Consider the following 22,226-nt stretch of genomic DNA (forward strand, 5'->3'; position numbering starts at 1 on the left):
CGAGGATGCGTGTCGTCTTTATGGGGACGCCGGATTTCGCCGTCCCGACACTCGCGGCGATTGCGGCGCGACCCGATCTCGCGGAGGTCGTTGCCGCCGTCACGCAGCCCGACCGCCCACGCGGGCGCGGCAGGAAACTCAGCCCGTCGCCCGTCAAGATGTGGGCAGTGGAGCACGATATTCCCGTGCTTCAGCCCGAGCGTGCGCGTGATGCGGCATTTGTCGCGCAGCTGCGGGAGCTGAATCCGGATGTGGCGGTTGTGGTAGCGTTCGGTCAGATCCTCTCGCAGGAGGTGCTCGATATTCCCGTGCGTGGCTGTATTAACGTACACGCCTCGCTCTTGCCGAAGTATCGCGGTGCTGCGCCGATTCAGCACGCGATCATGGCGGGCGAAACGGTGACGGGGATTACGACGATGCAGATGGATGCGGGGCTTGATACGGGCGATATGCTCCTGTGGAGAGAAGTGCCGATTCATGCGGATACCACGTACGGGCAGCTTCATGACGCGCTGATGGAGACGGGGGCAGACCTTCTCGTTGAGACATTGGCACAGCTTGCAGCGGGGACGCTCGTGCGCACGCCGCAGACGGGCGCATCCTGCTATGCCGCGCGCATTACACGTGAGACGGCAGTGATCGATTGGACAAAAAAAGCAGAGGATATTGATGCGCTTGTGCGCGGTTTGAATCCGACCCCATACGCGCAGACGAATCTTGATGGCATAGTCTATAAAATTGGGAAGATAATTCCTTCCTCAGAAGAAAAGGCGAAGCCCTATCCTGCCGGAACGATTGTCCGCGCATCCGCTGTAGCCGGCCTTTTGGTTGCTGCGGGGGATGGCACTGTGGTACAGATCATGGAAATTCAAGCCCCCGGCAAGAAGATGATGGACGCAAAAGCCTTTTTGAACGGGTATACGCTTCCCGTCGGTGCAAGGTTTTCGCCATGAGTGTGCAGACCTTGATGGTGAACGGCAAGACGGCGGGCGAGAAAAAAACCATCGCCCTCCCGTCGCGCCCGAAAAAGCGACTTTTCATCGGTATGCTGCTCCTCGTGACGTGGCTTACGGCGATGCTCCTCTTTGGGATCTGGTACATTGGCGTACCGGGGCTTGCGCGGATTCAGCCGGCTCTGCCGTGGGCGCTTGGGGGAGCACTGATGCTCCTTGTTCTCATTTCGTTTTTTGGTATTTTCAATATGGTGTTGGCGGTTGCAGGGCTTCCGTACCTCCCGTGGATGAAGCGACAGACCTACGAACTCATCAATCTGCTCTTTCCCGCAGCCGTACGCCTCGGTGCTGTCTTTGGTGTGAAGCGGCGCAGGCTTGAGGGATCGTTTATCGCCGTGAGCAATCTGCTCTTTCACCGTATGCACATCCGTGTGCCCGCGAACCGTCTGCTTGTCGTCACGCCGCATTGCCTGCAGCTTGCAAGCTGCCCGCACAAGGTGACGCGCGACCCGAACAACTGCAAGCGGTGCGGCGGCTGCAACATCGGCGACCTCGTCGCACTCGCCGACGAGATGGGCTTTCACTTTTTCGTGGCGACAGGAGGTACGCTTGCCCGCCAGATCATCTACAATATGCGCCCGAAGGCGGTGCTTGCGATTGCGTGCGAGCGCGATCTGATGAGTGGGATACAGGACGTTTTCCCTCTGCCGGCCGTCGGCGTGCTGAACATCCGTCCCAATGGGCCGTGCTACAATACGAGCGTGGATATGAACGAGGTGCGCCGCCAGTTGGAGGAGATCATTGAGCCGGCATTGGGCGATACGAGGAAGGGCGCATAATGCAGAAGTACCGTGAGGAAAAAATCGACCGCGTGCGGGACCTTGCGATGCAGGTGCTCCAAAAGGTGCACGTCGCGGGCGCGTACGCGAATGTCGTACTTGTGGAAACGCTGCGCGAGGTGCAGCTGTCGGAGCGCGACCGCCGTTTTCTGACCGAACTCGTTTACGGCGTGACCAAGGCGGGGGCATCGCTTGACTATATGATCGGGCGCTATGTCGCCGACCTCCGCAAGGCACAGCCTGCCATCCGTGAACTCCTGCGGCTCGGCTTCTATCAGATCTTCTGCATGGATCGCGTGCCGCCCTCTGCCGCGTGCAATACGGCGGTGGAGCTTGCGAAAAAACATGGACGCAGGGGGGCGGAGTCCTTCGTCAACGGCGTTCTCCGCGCAGCACTCAGAGAGCCGGAGCGTGCGGCATTCCCCGATGGACGGGACGCACGTTCCCTTGCGCTCAGAACATGGCATCCGCAGTGGATGGTGGAACGATGGATTCGTACCTATGGATACGAGCGGACAGAGGAACTCTGCCGCTGCAACAATACGAGTGCACCGCTCTCCATGCGCGTGAACACGCTGCGTACGAACCGCGACGCGCTGATGGAACAGCTTGCGGCGGCGGGAGCGCAGGTGCGTGCCTCCGCATGGGTGCCGGACGGCATTGTGCTCGACGCACATGGCGCACTCGATGAACTCGCGGCTCTGCGTGAGGGATTGGCACAGGTGCAGGACGAGAGTTCGATGCTCGTCGCGCATATACTCGGCGCAGAGCCGGGCATGACGGTGATCGATGCCTGTGCCGCCCCCGGCGGCAAGACGACCCACATCGCGCAGCGCATGGAGAACCGCGGACGGATCCTCGCGTTCGACATCTACGAGGAGAAGATTCGCCGCATCGAGCGCAATGCGAAACGGCTCGGCATCTCCATCATCGAGGCACATCTGAGCGACGCGTGCGAGATCGGTGCGGTGTATGCGGGGCAGGCGGATCGTGTGCTCGTCGATGCGCCGTGCTCGGGGCTTGGGGTTCTCAGACGCAAACCCGATGCACGTTGGAAGAAAAGCGCACGGGATGCAAAGACACTGCCATCGCTTCAGCACGCCATTCTCGAAAGTGCCGCACAGACGGTAAAGAAGGGCGGGGTACTGGTTTACAGCACGTGTACGATGGAGGAGTGTGAGAATGCCGCTGTTGTCAACGCCTTTCTGGAGACACATACAGATTTTGCACTTGAGGAAACGGGGCGGTTCCTTCCCGTGCAGAAAACGGCGGAGCGCATGGTTCAGATCATGCCGGAGGCGGACGGTCCCGATGGCTTTTTTATCGCGCGTATGAGGCGCCTATGAATATCTTTGGATGGACAAAGGAACAGCTTGCCGCAGCCCTCAAAGAGCATGACATTCCCCGTTTCCGCGCGGATCAGATCATCCGATGGATGTATCAGCGCGGTGCGGTTTCTTTTCATGCGATGGATAATTTGTCCAAGCCCCTGCGTGCGCAGCTTGCGGAACAGTTCTCCATCGAACGCCCGAAGGTCATCTCGCGTCTCCATTCCGCCGACGGTGCGACGATCAAGCTGCTCTATGAGTTCGCCGACGGGCAGACGGCGGAAACGGTGCTGATGCGTCATCCGTACGGGAACAGCGTGTGTGTCTCGACGCAGGCGGGCTGCCGCATGGGCTGTGCGTTCTGTGCCTCTACACTACATGGGCTGCAGCGCAATCTGACGGCGGGGGAGATCGCGGCGCAGGTGCTCGGGATGGCTGACTTCCTGCGGCAGGAGGGGGCGCGTGTCGATACGATTGTCGTCATGGGCTCGGGCGAACCGCTTGAGAATTACGATCATGTGATCGCGGCATTGCGTCTGCTGCACGAAGAATATACGATCGGACTCAGCTATCGCAGCGTGACGCTCTCGACCTCGGGGATTGTGCCCGGCATCGAGCGGCTGGCGGAGGAGGGCATCCCCATCTCGCTCTCGATTTCCCTACACGCGCCGACGGATGCACTGCGCTCTGAGATCATGCCCGTCAACCGTATGTATCCGCTTACCGATCTGCTGTGTGCGGCGCGGTTGTATGCACAGCGGACGAAGCGGCGCGTCACCTACGAGTACATTCTGATCCGTGATCTGAATGACGGCGTGCGTGAGGCGGAGCAGCTTGCAAAACTCCTGCGTGGACAGCTTGCAAGCGTGAACCTCATCCCCATCAATCCCGTTGCCGAGCGGAATCTCTTTCGCCCGTGCAAAGAGGCGATCCGACGCTTTCAAAAGGTTCTTGAGGAGCGGCACATCACGGTGACGCTGCGGCGCGAGATGGGGACGGACATACAGGCGGCGTGCGGACAGCTGCGCAACCGTCTGATGGAAGCGGGACTATAAAAAATTGTACTTTTATGGTATGATATAGAAGTTCGCGAAAACGATTTAGTTTAGGAATCGCTGATAAAATGAAGTCCGTCGGATTGGTGCAGATTTTTTGTCCTGTCAAGGAGACAAACCGGACGCATAGCATAGACTATGTGGAGGATTTGTCGACACAGACAGGGCGAAAAAGATGTGCTAAGACGGCGGTGCTGAATTTATCAGTGCTTCCTTTATAACCAAAGGAGAGTATTGCACGATGATGGATCGCGTGGAATCTTTTCTGGGAGATCATATCGAAGGTTTTTTCAACCGTAAGTTCAGCAGTCATCTTGAGCCTGTCGAACTCATCAAGGGGCTTGAGAAGGAGGCAAAGAAGCAGGGCGCGGGGAAGGGTCTGGCGAACTCCTATCTCATCTCGCTTGGCACGGAGGACTATCAGCGTCTCTGCTCGCACCGCGTGGCGGATGAACTCGCTGTGGCACTCAAGAAATACATCATTCGTGCGGATCTCACAATGGAGGGGAAGCTGTGCATCTGTTTCACCCTCGATGAGGGGCTGCGTGCAGGCTCCTATCATCTTGCGGCACGGATGCAGCAGCAGTGTGTCCCCGTGCAGGGAGCGGAGGTTTCTCATGATACGATGGCACAGACCATTGTGCTTGAACGGCCTGCATTTACCGATCCGCGCTGCCTGAACCTGCCGCCCGAGCATGAGATTGCGACGATCACGGTGCTGAGCGGTGCGGATGAAGGTATCTCCATGCGTCTCGCCGAACGAAAAATCTACATGGGGCGTATGCCGCAGAGCGAGTTTATCCTGACGGATACGAATGTCTCGCGCGTCCACGCGTGGATCGCGTACGAGCAGCACCGCCATGTGATCTATGATGCCGAGAGCCGCAACGGCACATTTGTGAACGGTGTCCGCATCACGTCGCAGCGTCTGCGTGACGGTGATGAGATCCGCCTCGGTACGACAGCACTGCGCTACGGGGTGCTCTGATGCCGGCATTTGTACTTAAAATTCTGCGTGTGCTGCTCGAATACGGGGCGCTGCTCTGGCTCGCCTATGTTGTTGTTCGGCTCGGACGAACGATGTTTTCCACGCTGCGCACGGATCTCAAGGAGGCGGCGCGTCCGCCGCAGCCGTCTGCCGGAGCGGCATCTCTTGTCGCCATTGCGGGCGAGGGGCTTTCGGGGCAGCGGTTTCCTGTGGGACATGGGATCTCCATCGGGCGCAGTGCGGACAATGATATTGTACTTTCGGATAATTTTGTATCCCATCACCATGTTTCCATCTATCAGAGGGATGGTGTGTATATTGCGGAGGATCTTGGCAGCCGCAATCATACCTATCTGAATGATGGGGTTCTGACGGGGCGGGCGTATCTGCGTACGGGTGATGTCCTGCGGATCGGCGCCGTTCTTCTGCGTTTTGAGAGGTAAGCACATGATAGAGGTTTCGAGTGCGTCGGATATTGGGCGCGTGCGGACATCGAACGAGGACAGCTACGGCGTATTCTCTCCCTCCGTCTATGTTGTCGCTGACGGGCTCGGCGGTCATGCGGCGGGGGAGGTGGCGAGCCGTATGGTGGTTGCCGCCGTGCACGATATGGCAAACGAGGGGGGAGCGTTGGATACGGCGAGCCTCCAAAGCGCCATCCTGCGTGCGAATGCACAGGTGATTCGTGCTGCTGCGGACAATTCCTCGTATGAGGGGATGGGCTCGACGGCGACGGTGCTCCACATCGACGAGGGTGCGGGGATGGCATACTATGCGCACGTCGGTGACAGCCGCCTCTATCTCCTGCGGCACGGTACATTTCGTCAGGTATCGCGCGACCACTCCTATGTGGAGGAGCTCGTCGCACGCGGACAGCTCAGCGAGGCGGAGGCGCAGCACCATCCGCGCAAAAATCTGCTCTTGCGCGCTGTCGGTGTTGAGGAGTACCTCCATGTGGACGGGGACTCCTTTCCGCTTGAGTCGAGAGATCGTTTGCTCCTCGCGACGGACGGTCTGACGAATATGGTGGAGGACGGGGAACTTGCGTCACTCCTCGGCGGCGACTTTACGGGGGTTGCGGAGCGCATGGCGGAGCGTGCCCTTGCGGGGGGCGGCAGTGACAATATCACGGTAATCGCCCTCGCGTATGAAATGCCATGACCGGCGGATTGAAAATTGCGCCCGTTGGGATTCTCCTCTGTGCACTCGGCGTTCTGCTTCTGAAACAGGGGGCAGGTACGCCGGGGTGGGTGTTTGACTGGCACGTACAGCTCGCATGTCTGCCGTGGCTTGCACTCCTCATCTGTGCGGGGGCGGCAAGCTATGGGATTGCGGCGCGGTGCCGATTGGACTGTGTTCTGCTCGCACTTGCCTATGTGCTTCTCGCTGTCGGACTTCTTGAGATGGCGCGGCTGAAACCCGCGCTTTTCACAGCGCAGCTGCGCTGGGCGTGCGTCGGCATCGTCCTCTGGTGCATCGTTGTGCTCTTTTGGAATCGCCTGCGCCGTATGCTCGACTATCCGTATGTGCTTGGACTTCTGACCACGCTTGTCCTCCTGCTCCCTCTGATCTTTGGCGTGAGCATCGGCGGCAACAAGAACTGGATTGCATTCGGTTCGTTTTCTGTGCAGCCCTCGGAGTTTGGCAAGATTCTGCTCATCTTCTTCCTCGCGGCGTATCTCGCCGACCATCATGCCGTGCTGACGCTCCCCGCACGCCGTTTCCTCTTTCTTCATCTGCCGCCTGTGCGTTTTATCGCGCCGCTTATCGCGCTCTGGGGGCTCGCCGTGCTCATGTTTATCATCGCGCATGACCTCGGTTCAGCACTGCTCTTCTTCGGAATGGCGGTGCTCATGACCTATATGGGGACGGGGCGCAAATCCTACGTTTTTCTTGCCGGTCTGTTTATCCTTGCTGCTGCGGCTCTCAGCTACGCACTGTTCGGACACGTTCGCGTGCGCTTTGACATCTGGCTGCATCCGTGGGCAGACCCGAACGGGATGTCCTATCAGGTCGTACAGTCCCTCTTTGCCATTGGCTCGGGCGGCATCTGGGGGACGGGCTTTGCCGAGGGGCATCCGCTGCTCATTCCCGAGGTGCATACGGATTTCATCTTTTCTGCGATTGCCGAGGAGTTCGGGCTGATCGGTGCGGTTCTCGTACTTATGGTTTATGCGCTGATCTTTTGGCGGGGCAGCCGCATTGCGATGGGGTTGCCGCGTGTGGAGGAGTCACTGCTGGCGGCGGGCTGTGCTGCGAGTATTCTCCTGCAGGCGTTCATCATCACGGCGGGCGTGACAAAACTCCTGCCGCTCACGGGCATTACGCTGCCCTTCATCAGCTACGGCGGCAGCTCGATGGCGGCGAGCTTCGTTCTTGTCGGCATCTTGACGGCACTGTCAAAGGAAGTCAAGGAGGCGGCGGATGGCAGATCGTAACATCCGAAAACACATCGCTGTCGCGGCATTGTTTCTGCTTGCACTGATCGGCATTCAGATTCTCTACCTTGCAAAGCTGAGCGTTTGGGATGGCGACGAGCTTGCTGCGCACCCGCTCAATACGAGGACGGCACTCACGGAGCAGGGCATTGTGCGCGGACGCATCCTTGACTGTGCGGGGCGCGTGCTTGCGGAGAGCGCGGCCGATCATGTGCGATCCTATCCGTATGGGCGCATCCTTGCACCTGTGACGGGCTATCAGACGGAACGCTATGGCGCGACGGGCGTGGAGCAGGTTGCGGGTTCGGCGCTCAGCGGCATTACAACGGATGTTGCACACATGGGGCCTCTGCGCAATCTCCTGCGTGCGGATGTGGGCTACGATGTGCGGCTGACCGTCGACGCGGAGCTTTCCGAGGCGGCGTGGAATGCGCTTGGGGCACATCGCGGCGCGGTCGTCGTCATGGATGCCGAGACGGGAGCTCTGCGTGCAATGGTGAGCAAGCCATCCTTTGACCCCGCCTCGGCGGAAGGGCAGTGGGATGAACTCACGGCACGCGCAGACAGTCCTCTGCTGAACCGTGCAGCGCAGGGGCTCTATCCGCCGGGGTCGACATTCAAGACGCTGATTGCGGATGCCGCACTTGAGGCGGGAGTGACAAATCCCGACGAAGTGTTCACCTGCACGGGGGAACTTGCCATTGGTACGGACTATGTGCTGCATGAAAGCCATGGTGAGGTACATGGGAAGCTGCGTCTTGCGGATGCGCTGCGTGAGTCCTGCAATGTCACCTTTGCGACGCTGGCTTTGCGTCTCGGTACGAGCGGGCTCTCGTCCGCGTTTGAACGGTTCGGTATCGGGGCGGAACTTGCCGCTCCCGAGATTCCGATGGCGGCGGCGCATATACCCAACATGAAGATGCTCAGCGACGGCGAGACGGCGCAGCTTGGTATCGGGCAGGGGGAGCTCCTCGTGACACCCCTGCAAATGATGCTTCTTGCGGATGCGTTTGCAAACGGCGGGAAAGTCATGCAGCCGTATCTTGTGGATGCCGTGCTGACGACAGGGGGCACGTCCCTCTATGGAGCAAGTCCTGCTGTCTGGAGGACGGCGACAACGGCGGAGCGTGCGGCGATCATCGACGGTTATATGGCGGATGTCGTCGCGGAAGGGACGGGGACGGCGGCAGATGTCACGGGCGTGCGCGTTACGGGCAAGACAGGGACGGCGGAGAACGCGAGCGGCACGGATCACGCGTGGTTCATCGGTTCGGCGGAGCGCGGCGGGCGCAAGATCGTCATGGCAATTCTCGTGGAGGAGGGCGGCTTTGGCGGGCATACTGCGGCAGGGATTGCACACACAGTAATACAGCAATATTTTGAAGGGCTGCGTTGAAGTTGCCGCAGGATACCCTTTCTGAGATAGAGGCTTCGGCAGTGGCAGAGGCGTTAGGAGGAACGAACATGGTTGAGCGTGTCTTGGATGGACGCTACGCGCTGGAGACGCTGGTGGGCAGCGGCGGCATGGCGGATGTCTATCGGGCGAAGGATCGGCTCTTGGAGCGTACCGTCGCCGTCAAGATTCTCCACCGGCAGTATGAGAATGACACGGAGTTCATCGCACGTTTTCAGCGTGAGGCGAAGGCGGCAGCACGCATTACACATCCGAATATCGTCAATGTATTCGATGTCGGCGTCGCAGAGGGGCGGCACTACATTGTCATGGAGTACGTTCCGGGGCGCACGCTGAAGGAACGGATCAAGGATGAGGGACCTGTGCCTCCCGCACAAGCACTGCACATCGCGCGTCAGATTGCGGGTGCGCTCGCACAGGCACACGCGAACAACCTCGTGCACTGCGACATCAAGCCGCACAACATCCTCGTCATGCCCGACGGCAATGTGAAGGTCGCGGACTTCGGCATTGCGCGCGCAGTCACGGAGTCCACCATGACGTACAACGACAACATCATGGGCTCGGTGCATTACTTTTCGCCTGAGCAGGCACGCGGGACGATCATCACGCCGAAGTCAGATGTCTACTCGCTCGGTGTTGTGCTCTACGAGATGCTGACGGGGCGGATTCCGTTCGACGGAAATACGGCGGTGAGCATCGCACGCAAGCACCTTGAGGAGGAGCCGCAGTCCGTGCGCTCGATCGTTCCGAGCATACCACCCGTTGTAGAGGCTCTTGTGACGCGCATGATGGCAAAAGAGCCCGCACTGCGTCCCGACAGCCGTCTGCTCGTACAGGACATCACGCGTACGGAGCAGATGATGCGCGGCGATACGGCTGCGATGCACACGTTCGATCCCGATGCGACGCGTGTACTTTCCCCCGTGGAGGCGCAGGAGATCGGTGCCATCGCCGAGGCGGAGGAAGAAGAGAACGAGGCAGAGGAAAAGTCCTTCTTTCGCACGAGGAAATTCAAGTTTGGTCTTGTCCTTATCCTCATGCTCGGTTTCTTTACGGGATTCTTCCTGAGTTTCGGCAAGTTTTGGAGTTCCGTGGAGATTGCCGTGCCGGATGTGACGGGCAAGCAGCTCACGCTCGCACGTCAGATTCTGGAGGATCAGCATCTGCGCGTGACGGTTGCGGAAACCTATGACGCATCCGTACCTGTGGGCATCGTCGTTTCACAGACACCGGAGGCGGGTACGAAGGTCAAGGAAGAACGTACAATCACCATCTATGTCAGCAAGGGCGGCGAGGAGCTTGAGATGCCGAATCTGCGTGGGCTGAAACAGGAGGATGCGCTCAAAAAACTACAGCAGATGGGGCTGCGCCTCGGCTCGTCCTATGAGACGTTCTCCGACGAAGACAGCGGCACGGTCATCTCGCAGGATCCGCGCAGCGGCACGCGCATCACAAAGGGGCAGTCGGTGGACATCACCGTCAGCAAGGGACAGAAGATCAAGAAGATCACGGTTCCCAATGTGAAGGGCGTGCCGGCGGATCGGGCGCATACGATGATCGAGGGCAGTGGTCTGAAGGTTGGCGGTACATCCGAGGAGGCAAGCACACAGGCGGCAGGAACGGTTGTCAGCCAGTCCCCTGCAGCGGGTACGGAGGTCGACAGCGGGACGGCGGTACAGGTTGTCGTTTCGAGCGGCAGCAAGGCAGCTTCTCCCTCAAAGGAAGGGGCGAAGAACAGCGAGCCAAAGAAAAACGACAAAGATCCCGCCGGTCGGCGTATCCAGACGGAAAAGACAGAGTAGGGAGTGCATGGTGGCAGAGCGCGGACGCATCCTGAAGGTCTACAACAATGTGCTCCACGTCGCGGCAGAGGATGCGGTCATCCTCTGTCAGCTGCGCGGCAGGGTCAAGAAGGGGCGCAGCGACATGGGGCTTGTCCCCGGTGACCTCGTTGCCTTGGAGCGTATATCCTCAGAGGAGGGGGTAATCGAACGCATCGAGGCTCGCACGAATCTCCTGCGGCGTCCGCGTGTGGCGAATCTCACGCAGATCGTCATTACCGTTGCAGCGGCATCGCCCGACCCGCATCCGCTTGTTGTGAGCCGCTTCCTCGTGCTCGCAGAGCTCTCGGGGGTGAAAAAAATCATCCTCTGTGTGAATAAGATGGATCTTTGTACGGGGGATCCTGCGGCGTTCCTTGCGGAATACGAGGCGGCGGGCTATCCCGTCCTGCGTGTATCGGCGGAACAGGGGGCGGGACTGGACGAACTGCGTGCGCGCCTCGCGGGTGAGATCACTGTGCTCGCGGGACCGTCGGGCGCAGGGAAGTCCTCGCTGCTCAACGCGATTCATCCGACGCTGGCGCTTGCTACAGGTGCGGTCAGCGAGAAGATCGGGCGCGGGCGGCACACGACGCGGCGTGCGGAGCTGCTTCCGTTTGCTGGGGGGTACGTCGTCGATACGCCCGGATTTACGCAACAGGAACTTACGGAGCTCATGCCCGAGGATTTGGCGCAGTGTTTTCCGGAGTTTTCCCATTATACGGGCTGCCGCTTCGCACCGTGCAGCCACAGCCATGAGCCGGACTGCGCCGTCAAGGCGGCGGTGGAGGCGGCAGAACTTTCACGAATGCGGTACGATGCTTACATCGCACTGCTCGCGGAACTGAAATCAAAAAGGAAATAGGAGAATCCCAATGGCACACGAACATGAACACGAAGATGAAATGATGGAAGAAGAGCACATTCACATCGAGCGCCCGACCATCATCGCGCCGTCCATCCTCTCGGCGGATTTTGCGAACCTCGGCGCGGATGTGCGCCGCGTGGAGGAAGCGGGTGCGGAGTACATCCACATTGATGTAATGGATGGGATGTTTGTGCCGAACATTACGCTCGGACCGTGCGTCGTGGAGAGTCTGCGCAAGGTTTCCAAGGCGGTCTTTGACGTACATCTTATGGTGGAACACCCCGAAACACACATCGAGCCGTTCGCCAAGGCGGGCGCGGACATCATTACGTTCCATGTCGAGGCGACGCGCCACGCGCACCGCGTTATTCAACAGATTAAGGCGGCGGGCTGCAAGGCGGGCATTGCGCTCAATCCCGGCACGTCGATCTATACCCTTGAGGAGCTGATCGACGATGTGGATATGGTGCTTCTCATGACGGTTAACCCCGGTTTTGGCGGGCAGAAGTTCATTGAGAACATGCTCGGCAAGATTCACGCGCTCTATCATACGGTTATGGACAACGAACTGGATGTTGACATCGAGGTCGACGGCGGCATCAATGCAGAGACAGCGGAGTCCGTGCGCTCGGCGGGTGCGAACGTGCTCGTTGCAGGTTCGTATATCTATGGTGCGGCGGATGTACCTGCCGCCATCGCATCGCTGCGCGGATGAGAGGGAAAACATGGGGGAAAAAGCGGTAATTCTGCTCTCGGGAGGGCTTGACAGCTGTACCTGCATGGCGGTCGCCCATGCAGCGGGCTATGAGCTCTATCCGATCAGCTTCGACTATCACCAACGCTATGATCGTGAGGTGGAGTGCGCGAAGCGGATCGCGGAACATTTTCACGCGGCGGAGCATCTTATCATCGAGACAAATATGGATGCGGTCGGCGGCTCTGCTGTGACCGATCTTTCGATTGATGTACCGGAGGGCGATCCGGATCGCACGGAGATCCCTGTGACATACGTACCCGCCCGCAACCTCATCTTTCTGAGCTATGCTCTGGGCTATGCGGAGCGTGTAGGGGCGGTACATCTCTACATCGGTGTGAACTCCGTCGACTACTCTGGTTATCCCGACTGCCGTCCCGAATTCATCGCCGCATTTCAGGCGGCGGCGGATGCTGCGACGGCAGCCGCTACCGAGCGCGGACGGCGCATCGTCATCGAGACGCCGCTTCAGCATCTCTCAAAGGGAGAGATTGTCAAACTGGGGACGAAGCTCGGTGCGCCGTATGAGCTGACGACGAGCTGCTATCGCGGCGGAGCGGAGGCGTGCGGTGTCTGCGACAGCTGCGTCCTGCGTTTGCGCGGCTTTGCCGAGGCGGGGCGGCGCGACCCGATCCCGTATGCGGCAGGAGTGCGATGATGTTGGATGTACAGAGCCGCGAGGACAGTCGCGGTATTGCCATTCAGCGCGTCGGTGTCAAGGAAGTGCGTCTGCCCTTCCTCATCAAAAAGCAGACAGGCGGCTATCAGCAGGTGCTCGCACGCATTGCATTCACCGTGTCCCTGCCGATGGAGTTCAAGGGGACGCACATGAGCCGCTTCCTCGAAATCCTCCTGCCGTGGAGCGAGAAACCGCTCGCCGAGGAGGAGATGGACGCGATGCTCACGGAGGCACTGGATCGTCTTCACGCCGAGGCGGCCGAGGTTTCGCTTGCGTTCACCTATTTTCTCAAAAAAAAAGCACCCGTCAGCGGACGTACATCGCTGCTCGACCTCGATGCCTCCTTTACGGGGCGCAAGCGGCGTGGAGAATCGATGCAGTTTGAGTTGGGGCTCTCCATGCCGTTCACCTCGCTCTGTCCGTGCAGCAAGGAGATCTCTGCGTACGGAGCACACAATCAGCGTTCTGTGGCACGCGTGCGGCTCCGTTATCATGAGGGCGTGCCCTGCATCTATATCGAGGATCTGGCGGCACTCTTGGAGCGGCAGGGCTCTGCGCCCATCTATCCGCTCTTAAAGCGTGCGGATGAGAAGTACGTCACCGAGGCAGCGTATGAGAATCCGAAATTCGTCGAGGACATTCTGCGCGACACCGTACTCGCCCTGCGTGCACTGCCGGGGCTTGCATACTTCTCGCTCGAATGTGAAAATGAGGAGTCCATTCACAGTCACAATGCCTTTGCAGCGCATGAAGAGTATCTGAAGCAGAATTGAAGTCATGTTGTACTCCAAAGCAAACCCTAGTGGAGCAAGCGGGAAAAGGGCACGTTCTGCCCCCTGCGGATTTCTTTCGTTCAAGCGAAGCGCGTTTAAGAAGTCCGCAGGTATTTTGGCAGATAAGTGCCCGACCGTTTGCGTAACTAAGCGTTTGCGTGGAGTACACATACCTGAGAAATTTGTAACGTTCGAGAAAGGGGAGAGCGTAGAGCATGAGTAAATTTGCGCGGCGCTTTCTCCTTCTTTTTGTGCTCGTGGTGGGCATCTCCTCCGCCGTCATCTATACGACGGTGGACATCAATACGCTCCATAACCTGACGCGTTTTCATTCGTGGTCGCTCCTCTTGGCACTCATCGCCGTCGGGCTTGGGATGTTTTTCGACGGCAGCCGCCTCATGCACCTCGTCAAAATCTCCAATGAAAAAATCACCTTGTACCAAGCGGTACAGGTGATCTTCGGCAATTATTTTCTCGCACTTCTCACGCCGGGCGCAACGGGCGGCGCGGTCGCACAGGTCATGTTTCTGCGCCATGCGGGCGTACCTACGGGAAAGGCGGCGGTGCTCGTCATCGTGCGGACGCTGCTCTCGATCTTTTTCCTTGCACTCTGTATGCCCTTCATCTTTCTGCATGACGAGGGCATCGTCCCCGGTGTATCGAACGATATTTTGATGGCAGTGACACTTGCGGCATTTCTTGGGATTGTATTCATCGTTGTGGGGGCGCGGCGCGGCTTCCTCGACTACATCGTCGTCTGGATCGCACGCCGTCTGCGGGACAAGAAGCGGCATCAGCTCTTTGGGCTCTACCGCGATACAAAGAGCGCAATCTCGCTGCTCCTCGGTGCGCCGCGTCAGATGCTCGTCGTCTTTGCCGAGTCGGGGATGAACCTCCTCTGTATCTACGCCGTCGTTCCGTGCCTCCTGCTCGGGCTCGGCGTGACCGATGCGGACTGGTACACCGTCATGGGGCGTATGATCTTCCTCAATATGCTCCTCTACTTCAGTCCGACGCCGGGTGGCTCCGGCATTGCCGAGGGCGGTTTTGTCCTCCTCTTCGCCGCGACTGTTCCCGCGGGGACGGTCGGCATCGTCGCCGTCTGTTGGCGGCTTCTCGCCGAATACCTCCCGTTCCTCATCGGTTTCTACTACACCGTCACCGTCTTTGGACGCGAGTTTCTACGGCGGTATTGAGCATCGTCTATTGGGCTGCTGCACGAAGTTTTTCTGCTTTGTGCAGCAGCTTTTTGTATTCATTGCATAAAATGGCGGTCGTATCTGTCGGGTAGGAACTAAGTCCTTTTTTGACTGTGAAGTCCTCTCCCTTGAAATGACGGGCTTTGCGCTCCTGTGCGTGCCGATTTGTCTACCGTTTGTCTACGGAATTACTTGTCTACAATCTGCGCGAAGAGAGCGGCGGTTGCACGCTGCATCTCTTCAGTATCATGCGCGTAGAGGTTCTGGGTAATGGAGACATCCGCATGACCGAGCCGGGCGGCAACATCGATAGGGTTTGCCCCCGCCTCAATGAGTTTGGTTGCGTGCGTATGGCGAAAGCTGTGTGAGTTCAGCCCCAAGGAACGCAGCCGCCCGTGCAGAGCCATATAATAGATCGGTAGTCCGAACTTGTCCGTACAGACGAGCGGGCAAAGATGAAAACCTGTCGGCGGGGTTTCTATTTTCGGCGCGGTATAAAGACTGCGCTCGGCGGTTTCATAGACACGCTGGTAGGCATTGCCAAAACGAAGCTCGTTCTCTGTTTGCACCCGCTTCCAATGGGTGAGCTCTGTCATCAGGATCTCATCCATATAAATCTCGCGTGTGCTTGTTCGGGTCTTCGGATCAGCGAAATAGCACTGCCTCTTTGCGCCGACAGTTGCGAGCTGGCGACGGATGTAGATTCTTTGGTTCTGCATATCGACATCGTCCCACATAAGCCCGAGTACTTCACCGATGCGTGCGCCCGTGTGATATGCAAGAATCAATGGTATATGGTACTTGTGTCCGCGTGGGAACTTTTCCATGAGCGCATGGAACTGTTCCCCCGTGATGATGGTACGTTCTACAATTTTCGCAGGTGCTGATCGGGGGACACGGATATCGGTGCACGGGTTGCTGAGGATGAGCTCTGCCGGATAGACCGCGTATTTGAGTGCAAGGGATAAAATAGACTTGGAAAGGGAAAGTGATCTTTTGGAAAGCCCGCGTTTGGCAAGCCTTTTCATCCAGGTGTCGACATCGCGGGGGCGGATATCCTGCACGTGGAGATCGCCGAGGAGCGGGATGATCCGTACGCGGATCACAGAGCTATAGTTGTGATAGGTTCCGCGTGTCACATTCGGGCGCATGACATTTTCAAGCCATGCGGTGAGATAGTCGCGCAGCCTCACCCGCTCGCTTGTGATGCCGATGTTGCCGGACTTCCAGTCTGCGTATGCGGCAACACCTGCGTCATACGCCTCCTGCTCCGTCGCATAGCCGCCCTTCTCGATGGCGCGGCGTTTGCCTGTGGTCGGGTTCTTTCCCGCGTCAAAGGAGTAGGAGTAGGTGCTGCCGCGTTTTCGCGTGCGGATCGTTGCTTTTTTCGCCATAATAATACACCTCCGGAAATCATATGTGGAATAATCCCCGAAGGTGTGATATACTTTCGCTTGAGAGTGCGGGCATATCTCCTCGGGGATTGCTTGCTTCACCGCTCACCGTGTTGGCGCACGGTGGGCGGTTTTTTTTATTTCTGATGCGTCAATCCCAGTTAATATCTTCCATGAGCACTGCTCTGTCGTTCTCAAAGTCAGCGCGGGCACTCTCCAAATCCGCGCGCTCCATTGGCGTGAGCTTCGTGAAATCAGGATCCCATGCAAGAACAAGTTTCTTCATAAACGCGAGAGCGAAGTCCTGATCGACTTCCGGCAGGAAATTATAGAGACGCAGCATCTCTTGTTCGTTAGCCGTCATGTCATAGCCTCCTTATTTGTAGATATCACCACGAGAACCGATATCGAGAATACGAAGGGTGTCTGATACGATTTCGTAAATGATACGATATTTTCCAATACGTAAACGATACACTCCCGTAAACTGCCCCTGCATTAGCTTTATATCGCCCTTGGGAGGGTGCTGCAGCAGCCCGTTAATGCCTTCTCTGATTCGTTGTTTTGTAACTCGATCCAGTGGATTAAGGGATTTCTGAGCCTCCTTAGAGAACTTAACTTCCAGTTGAGCCTCGCTCGCACGCGAATCGAACCATTTCGAAAACTCCATACAGATGCCTCCCTACAACGTCACATTATACATAACGACCTTACCGATCAGGCGAAGATCATCGCAATTATCATAGCTAAATACAATATCCCGAAAGGAAGGATCGCTACTGTCCGGTCGAAAGACGTATTCTTCGTGTATCCTGTCATTGAAAAAGCGTTTCACAGAGTATTCTCCACAATTCTGGATGACAACAATATCACCGTCTGTTACGGAGGAAGAATCACTGTTTTTTAACACCGCAATGATTGCACCATCCTCGATCACGTTATTCATGCTCTCGCCATTGACAGGCATGAGTATGATATTCGGATTACGTGCGTATCGTCCGAGCATCAGGTCTGGAACGGAAACGAGGGGGAGTTCTGCTATTGCCTCTACTTCCTCCAAAGCACCAGCGGAAACTCCATAAGGGACGTATTGATATAGGTAGGATTCTGTGTAGGGGGCACGGAGATTCTCTTGCATGGCGTCTTCGTCGCGTGCTTTTTTGAACTCCTCATATTTATCGACATCATCTCCGAATATTTCGGGGATTTCCTCGTCGTACATATCGTGGTCTAGATAAAATTGATAGATTGACTTGTCGTAGTAGTTACAAAGTTTTCTCAAAAGAAAGAAATTAATGGGCTCTATCCCAGCCTCATAGTCCTCGAGATCTTTCTCGGGGATTTTTGTTTCTTTCGATAACTCACCAAGTGTTAGACCTGCCCATCGACGTTCGTCACCTAGTGCGCTCGCTATTCTGTCATCGGCAATGAGGTCGGAATCTGTGAGATAGTCTGTTGTCACTCTGTACTTAGATGCCATCTCTCTCAATAAAGGAATTGGAGGCTCACGCCGTTCACGCTCATAGTTGCTTAGCGTATTTTGGGGGATGCCGAGTTCTTTTGCAAAATCAATTTGATTAAGCCCGAGCATCTGTCTAAGCTGCTTTATTTTCATAGGGCATCCGCCTTTCGTAGGATGATTTTTCTTCATAATATCACAAATAGCGATAAAGTCAAGAAAAATAAAATCCCATATTGACTAATATCGCATATTGAGATATACTTTATATCACAAAACGGGATATATGGAGGTGATAGTGTGAGAGAATATCTCGTAAAATTGCGTGAAAGTAGAGGGCTGACCCAAGTTGAAGCCGCGAAAAAGCTGCTGATTTCCCAAAGCTCGCCAATAAGAACGGCGTCGTCCCGAAGAACCTCAAGCTCCCACTGCGTGATGGTGATGAAGATCGTCCGGACGATGATGCATACGCCGGATGCTATTTCCTCAACGCCAACGCAAGCGCGGACCACCCGCCTAAGATCGTCGATCGCCGTGTTGAGCCAGTTATGGATCGCTCGGAGGTGTACTCTGGGTGCTACGCCAACGTCAGCGTCACGTTCTTCGCGTTCAACACGCAGGGCAATGTCGGCATCGGATGCGGGCTCGGCAACATCCAGAAGGTGCGCGACGGCGATCACCTGACAGGCGAACGCTCTGCCGACGAGGACTTCGAGGATCTCGGCAGCGACGATGACGACGATTTTCTCAGCTGATCGATAGAGCGGAGCCCGTGCGGAATATCCGTACGGGCTCTTAGAGGTATTCAGATGATACTATCCATTGACATAGAGACCTACAGCGATCTCGACATTAAGAAGGTCGGAGGGTACAAATACGCCGAGAACTGTGAGGTGATGCTCTTCGCGTATGCGTGGGACGATGCACCCGTGCAGATCGTAGACTTCACAGCGGGCGAAGAGCTCCCTGCGGACGTTCTCGCAGCACTCACGGATAACGAGGTCATGAAATGCGCTTATAACGCGCAGTTCGAACGCACGGTGCTCAGTCATTTCCTGCACCGCCGTAGCCCTGACGTGCCGTTTCAGTTCCTCGACCCCGTCGGCTGGTCATGCACGATGGTACACGCCCTGACGCTGGGGCTTCCAGGAGGGCTTGAGGGCGTATCAAAGGCACTGCGCCTTGCAGACGATAAGGCAAAAATGAGCGTTGGCAAACAGCTCATCACGTATTTCTGCAAGCCATGCAAACCGACAAAGATCAACGGTGGTCGCGAAAGGAATCTACCGGAGCACGCGCCGGAGAAATGGGCGCTGTTCAAGGAGTACTGCGTGCGCGACGTTGTAGCAGAGCGGGAGATCCGTAAACGCTTCGCGAGCTATTCGCTGAGTGACCGCGAAAAGCGGCTTTGGGAGCTCGATCAACGTATCAACGATCGCGGTGTCCGCATCGATGCGCAGCTTGTGTCCGAGGCGATTGCGTTTGACGCGGACTTCAAAGGGCGCGTTATCGCACAGGCGGCAGAACTTACGGGGCTGCCGAATCCCGCGAGCGGCGAACAGCTTCGACGTTGGATTTATAGGGAAGAGGGCTTCGCCCCGGAGTCCCTCGCCAAAGATGTTCTGCCGGATGTGATCAAACGGGCACAAAAGCCCGCAGTCAAAGAGATGCTGCGACTCAAACAGCTCATGTCCAAGACCTCCGTCAAAAAGTACGAGGCGATGCAGCGGGCACGCTGCGACGATGGCCGCGCGCACGGACTGCTCCAGTTCTACGGCGCGAATCGGACGGGGCGCTGGGCGGGGCGGCTCGTGCAGGTGCAGAACCTGCCGCGCAACTCGATGACAGAGCTTGACGATGCGCGGGCACTCCTTCGCAGTGGTGACGCGGACGCTCTTGAGATGATCTATGACCATCCGCTTGACGTTTTGTCACAGCTCATCCGTACCGCATTTGTTCCGCATAAGGGCTGCCGCTTCGTAGTTGCGGATTTCTCCGCGATTGAGGCGCGTGTGATCGCGTGGCTCGCCGGGGAAAAATGGCGCATGGAGGTCTTTGCCGAGGGCGGAGACATCTACTGTGCATCGGCATCCAAGATGTTCGGGGTGCCCGTCGAAAAGCACGGCATCAATGGGCATCTGCGGCAGAAAGGCAAGATCGCAGAGCTCGCCCTTGGGTATCAAGGCAGTATCGGCGCACTCAAAGCGATGGGCGCGGATAAGCTCGGACTGAGCGATGAGGAGCTGCTGAAGATCGTTGACAGCTGGCGCAGGGCGAGCCCGCACATCAAGCAACTCTGGTATGACGTGGATGCGGCCGCCCTCGAGGCAGTCCGTGAGCGCAGGGCGGTGACACTGCATCACGGTGTCGCGTTCTCAACCCGTAAGGGCATCCTGTTCCTTCGGCTTCCGTCGGGACGCAGGCTTGCCTATGTGCGACCGATGACTGAGATCGAGCCCGCGTTTAACCGTGAGGGGATTACCTACGAAGGAGCGGAGCAGACTACGGGCAAGTGGGCACGTCTGCGCACCTACGGCGGCAAACTCGTCGAGAACATCGTCCAGGCAATCGCGCGTGACTGTCTCGCCGTTGCCATGACGCGGCTTGAGGCGGCGGGATATCGGATCGTGATGCACATCCACGATGAGGTTGTGATCGAGTGTCCCGCCGATGCGTGTGACCTGACGGACGTATGCCGCATTATGGGAGAGCCAATCGGATGGGCAAAGGGACTGATTTTGACCGCCGACGGCTACATCACGGACTACTACAAGAAAGACTAGGAGGACTTACAAATGATTAAATCACAGATGGACCGGCAGCTCGGTGTGCTGAAGGAACTCGACGAGCTGATCGCACGGTCGGATGCAGAGGGGCAGACGGGTACGGCATCCGCCGAGGATGTGGATCACCTGCGCAGCTACGTCGCCGATATGCGGCGTGCGTGCAATGTCGCGATCGCGCTTGAGACGGCGCTGACACCTCCGAAGGAGGAGAAGAAAGCAGAGCCCACAGCGGAGGAGAAGAAGCCTGCAAAACGGAAGTCTCGTGCAAAGAAGGCAGAGCCGAAAACGGATGGCTTGACGAGGTGGCAACCGGGCTGACTGCAGGCGCAAAGAAGCATCCGGGCGAAACGTGGCGGGGTATCCCTGCAGAAGAACACGCAGTACGGGCAATGCGCCATCTCTCGATGTGGCTTGCCGGCGATCGGAGTGACAGCCACATCATCAACGCGAGTATGCGCTGCATGATGGCGCGCGTAATGGAGAGGGAGGAGGATCAGAACTACGATCCCGAGGAGATTGATGCGCTCAGGGAGGAGAACAAGGCTCTGTGGGCAGAGTTGAGGAAGTATCGTCTGCGGGACTTGGAGGAGATGCGAATTGACTGACATAAAACAGGTGCGGGCGTATCTCTGGCGTGTCCGCGACGCCGAGCGGGAGCTGAAACAGTGAACGCTCGGCAAGAAGTATTGCGGGCAGGTTGTTGACAAAAGATAACATTCAGCGTGAAATTTCGCGTCGTCAGAAAGACCTCCAAAGGCGAACGGAGATATCACAGGATCGTGTTGTCAGGGAGCTTGCACGGATTGCCTTTGCGGATGCGACGGACTATGCGCGGGTTGAGACGCGGATGATCGAAAAAGACGACGGCACCGAGGTCTCGTATCAGACGGTCACGCTCAAAAACACGGCAGAGCTATCGCCCGAGCAGCGTGCTGCGATTTCAGGAATCAAGCAGGGCGCGAACGGTATCGAGGTCAAACTCTGCGACAAGATCAAGGCCCTTGAGCTTCTGGGGAGCCATATCGGTATGTTTAACGACAAACTCGAGGTCAAGGCGACCGTTGATAATCCATTTGCAGGGCTTTCGACCGAGGAGCTGCGGAACGTGATCGACAGTGGATAGCAGGCTGATTCTTCAAGCAAAACTGGAACTTGCGCGGCGCGAGTTCTTTTTTTATTGCTGTCTGCGCGCGCCGGACTTCTACAAGCCAGAACGCGACTATCTTCGTGAGCTCTGTGATGCGCTGCAGGCGTTCTACGAGGGCGAGGATGAGGTACTTGTCATCAACGAGCCGCCGCGTCACGGCAAGAGCCGCACGGCGGGGCTGTTCGTGGAGTGGATCCTCGGACGTAACCCGAAAGAGAAGATCATGACAGGATCGTATAACGAAACGCTCTCGACGGTGTTCTCGAAGAACGTGCGTAACAGCATCCAAGAGATCAAGGCGGATACCTAGCGCATCGTCTACAGCGACA

General features: G+C 57.4%; 26 protein-coding genes. 22 read left to right on the top strand and 4 right to left on the bottom strand.

The genetic code is table 11. The features are described 5' to 3' along the window. Positions 1-5 precede the first annotated feature (5 nt). The 16 genes from fmt to QU667_RS03745 all read left to right on the top strand — a co-directional run bounded on the left by fmt (position 6) and on the right by QU667_RS03745 (position 15,108). On the top strand, positions 6-953 hold the full coding sequence (fmt, locus tag QU667_RS03670) for a methionyl-tRNA formyltransferase (protein WP_304987974.1): 948 nt from the start codon (positions 6-8) through the stop codon (positions 951-953). Then, positions 950-1,792 (top strand): DUF116 domain-containing protein, encoded by an 843-nt coding sequence (locus tag QU667_RS03675; protein WP_304987975.1) that lies wholly within the window; start codon positions 950-952, stop codon positions 1,790-1,792. The genes fmt and QU667_RS03675 overlap by 4 nt, the downstream gene beginning before the upstream one ends. After that, complete coding sequence (rsmB, locus tag QU667_RS03680; RefSeq protein WP_304987976.1) at positions 1,792-3,138, top strand: 16S rRNA (cytosine(967)-C(5))-methyltransferase RsmB; 1,347 nt, start codon at positions 1,792-1,794, stop codon at positions 3,136-3,138. Before QU667_RS03675 ends, rsmB begins: the two co-directional genes overlap by 1 nt. Next, positions 3,135-4,175, top strand: a complete 1,041-nt coding sequence (gene rlmN, locus QU667_RS03685; RefSeq protein WP_304987977.1) for a dual-specificity RNA methyltransferase RlmN — start codon at positions 3,135-3,137, stop codon at positions 4,173-4,175. The genes rsmB and rlmN overlap by 4 nt, the downstream gene beginning before the upstream one ends. A gap of 68 nt (positions 4,176-4,243) precedes the next feature. Next, a complete protein-coding gene (locus QU667_RS03690; protein WP_304987978.1) occupies positions 4,244-4,396 on the top strand; it encodes a secretion protein HlyD in 153 nt (50 codons plus the stop codon). A gap of 20 nt (positions 4,397-4,416) precedes the next feature. Continuing rightward, complete coding sequence (locus QU667_RS03695) at positions 4,417-5,163, top strand: FhaA domain-containing protein (RefSeq protein WP_304987979.1); 747 nt, start codon at positions 4,417-4,419, stop codon at positions 5,161-5,163. Next, positions 5,163-5,606: an FHA domain-containing protein gene (locus QU667_RS03700; RefSeq protein WP_304987980.1), complete on the top strand. Its 444-nt coding sequence runs from the start codon at positions 5,163-5,165 to the stop codon at positions 5,604-5,606. Before QU667_RS03695 ends, QU667_RS03700 begins: the two co-directional genes overlap by 1 nt. 4 nt (positions 5,607-5,610) lie before the next feature. Next, positions 5,611-6,324 (top strand): Stp1/IreP family PP2C-type Ser/Thr phosphatase, encoded by a 714-nt coding sequence (locus QU667_RS03705; RefSeq protein ID WP_304987981.1) that lies wholly within the window; start codon positions 5,611-5,613, stop codon positions 6,322-6,324. Next, positions 6,321-7,601 (top strand): FtsW/RodA/SpoVE family cell cycle protein, encoded by a 1,281-nt coding sequence (locus tag QU667_RS03710; protein ID WP_304987982.1) that lies wholly within the window; start codon positions 6,321-6,323, stop codon positions 7,599-7,601. Before QU667_RS03705 ends, QU667_RS03710 begins: the two co-directional genes overlap by 4 nt. Next, positions 7,588-8,997, top strand: coding sequence for a peptidoglycan D,D-transpeptidase FtsI family protein (locus QU667_RS03715; RefSeq protein WP_304987983.1), 1,410 nt, complete (start codon positions 7,588-7,590; stop codon positions 8,995-8,997). The genes QU667_RS03710 and QU667_RS03715 overlap by 14 nt, the downstream gene beginning before the upstream one ends. 68 nt (positions 8,998-9,065) lie before the next feature. Further along, a complete protein-coding gene (gene pknB, locus QU667_RS03720; protein ID WP_304987984.1) occupies positions 9,066-10,820 on the top strand; it encodes a Stk1 family PASTA domain-containing Ser/Thr kinase in 1,755 nt (584 codons plus the stop codon). Between the two features lie 7 nt (positions 10,821-10,827). Beyond that, entirely contained in the window at positions 10,828-11,703 is an 876-nt protein-coding gene (rsgA, locus tag QU667_RS03725; protein WP_304987985.1) for a ribosome small subunit-dependent GTPase A, read from the top strand. A gap of 10 nt (positions 11,704-11,713) precedes the next feature. Then, entirely contained in the window at positions 11,714-12,421 is a 708-nt protein-coding gene (gene rpe, locus QU667_RS03730) for a ribulose-phosphate 3-epimerase (RefSeq protein ID WP_304987986.1), read from the top strand. Between the two features lie 10 nt (positions 12,422-12,431). Next, positions 12,432-13,118 carry a 7-cyano-7-deazaguanine synthase QueC gene (gene queC, locus QU667_RS03735; protein WP_304987987.1) on the top strand — a complete coding sequence of 229 codons (687 nt, stop codon included), beginning with the start codon at positions 12,432-12,434 and terminating at the stop codon, positions 13,116-13,118. Further along, positions 13,118-13,912 (top strand): GTP cyclohydrolase FolE2, encoded by a 795-nt coding sequence (folE2, locus tag QU667_RS03740; protein ID WP_304987988.1) that lies wholly within the window; start codon positions 13,118-13,120, stop codon positions 13,910-13,912. Before queC ends, folE2 begins: the two co-directional genes overlap by 1 nt. 215 nt (positions 13,913-14,127) lie before the next feature. Next, a complete protein-coding gene (locus QU667_RS03745) occupies positions 14,128-15,108 on the top strand; it encodes a lysylphosphatidylglycerol synthase transmembrane domain-containing protein (protein WP_304987989.1) in 981 nt (326 codons plus the stop codon). A 191-nt stretch (positions 15,109-15,299) separates the two neighbouring features. Here QU667_RS03745 and QU667_RS03750 read toward each other — a convergent pair whose 3' ends face one another. From QU667_RS03750 to QU667_RS03765, 4 genes are all read right to left on the bottom strand, one after another. Continuing rightward, positions 15,300-16,505, bottom strand: coding sequence for a site-specific integrase (locus QU667_RS03750; RefSeq protein WP_304987990.1), 1,206 nt, complete (start codon positions 16,503-16,505; stop codon positions 15,300-15,302). 151 nt (positions 16,506-16,656) lie between these two features. Beyond that, positions 16,657-16,869, bottom strand: coding sequence for a hypothetical protein (locus tag QU667_RS03755; RefSeq protein WP_304987992.1), 213 nt, complete (start codon positions 16,867-16,869; stop codon positions 16,657-16,659). 12 nt (positions 16,870-16,881) lie between these two features. Beyond that, positions 16,882-17,175: a type II toxin-antitoxin system RelE family toxin gene (locus QU667_RS03760; protein ID WP_304987993.1), complete on the bottom strand. Its 294-nt coding sequence runs from the start codon at positions 17,173-17,175 to the stop codon at positions 16,882-16,884. 12 nt (positions 17,176-17,187) lie between these two features. Beyond that, the gene (locus QU667_RS03765) at positions 17,188-18,120 is read right to left on the bottom strand and encodes a helix-turn-helix domain-containing protein (protein WP_304987994.1); all 933 of its coding nucleotides are present in this window, start codon (positions 18,118-18,120) and stop codon (positions 17,188-17,190) included. Positions 18,121-18,392: 272 nt separating this feature from the next. Here QU667_RS03765 and QU667_RS03770 point away from each other — a divergent pair, with 272 nt between their 5' ends. The 6 genes from QU667_RS03770 to QU667_RS03795 all read left to right on the top strand — a co-directional run bounded on the left by QU667_RS03770 (position 18,393) and on the right by QU667_RS03795 (position 22,207). Then, positions 18,393-18,719 carry an ssDNA-binding protein gene (locus QU667_RS03770; RefSeq protein WP_439653979.1) on the top strand — a complete coding sequence of 109 codons (327 nt, stop codon included), beginning with the start codon at positions 18,393-18,395 and terminating at the stop codon, positions 18,717-18,719. Positions 18,720-18,773: 54 nt separating this feature from the next. Further along, a complete protein-coding gene (locus tag QU667_RS03775; RefSeq protein WP_304987995.1) occupies positions 18,774-20,747 on the top strand; it encodes a DNA polymerase in 1,974 nt (657 codons plus the stop codon). A 12-nt stretch (positions 20,748-20,759) separates the two neighbouring features. Then, a complete protein-coding gene (locus QU667_RS03780; RefSeq protein WP_304987996.1) occupies positions 20,760-21,068 on the top strand; it encodes a hypothetical protein in 309 nt (102 codons plus the stop codon). Continuing rightward, positions 21,053-21,355: a dATP/dGTP diphosphohydrolase domain-containing protein gene (locus tag QU667_RS03785; RefSeq protein WP_304987997.1), complete on the top strand. Its 303-nt coding sequence runs from the start codon at positions 21,053-21,055 to the stop codon at positions 21,353-21,355. The genes QU667_RS03780 and QU667_RS03785 overlap by 16 nt, the downstream gene beginning before the upstream one ends. A 95-nt stretch (positions 21,356-21,450) precedes the next feature. Continuing rightward, positions 21,451-21,873 (top strand): terminase small subunit, encoded by a 423-nt coding sequence (locus QU667_RS03790; RefSeq protein WP_304987998.1) that lies wholly within the window; start codon positions 21,451-21,453, stop codon positions 21,871-21,873. Continuing rightward, the gene (locus QU667_RS03795; RefSeq protein WP_304987999.1) at positions 21,866-22,207 is read left to right on the top strand and encodes a hypothetical protein; all 342 of its coding nucleotides are present in this window, start codon (positions 21,866-21,868) and stop codon (positions 22,205-22,207) included. The genes QU667_RS03790 and QU667_RS03795 overlap by 8 nt, the downstream gene beginning before the upstream one ends. Positions 22,208-22,226: the final 19 nt, after the last annotated feature.

Origin of the sequence: Selenomonas dianae (assembly GCF_030644225.1) — a bacterium.
In the GTDB taxonomy this organism is placed as follows: Bacteria; Bacillota; Negativicutes; order Selenomonadales; family Selenomonadaceae; genus Centipeda; species Centipeda dianae.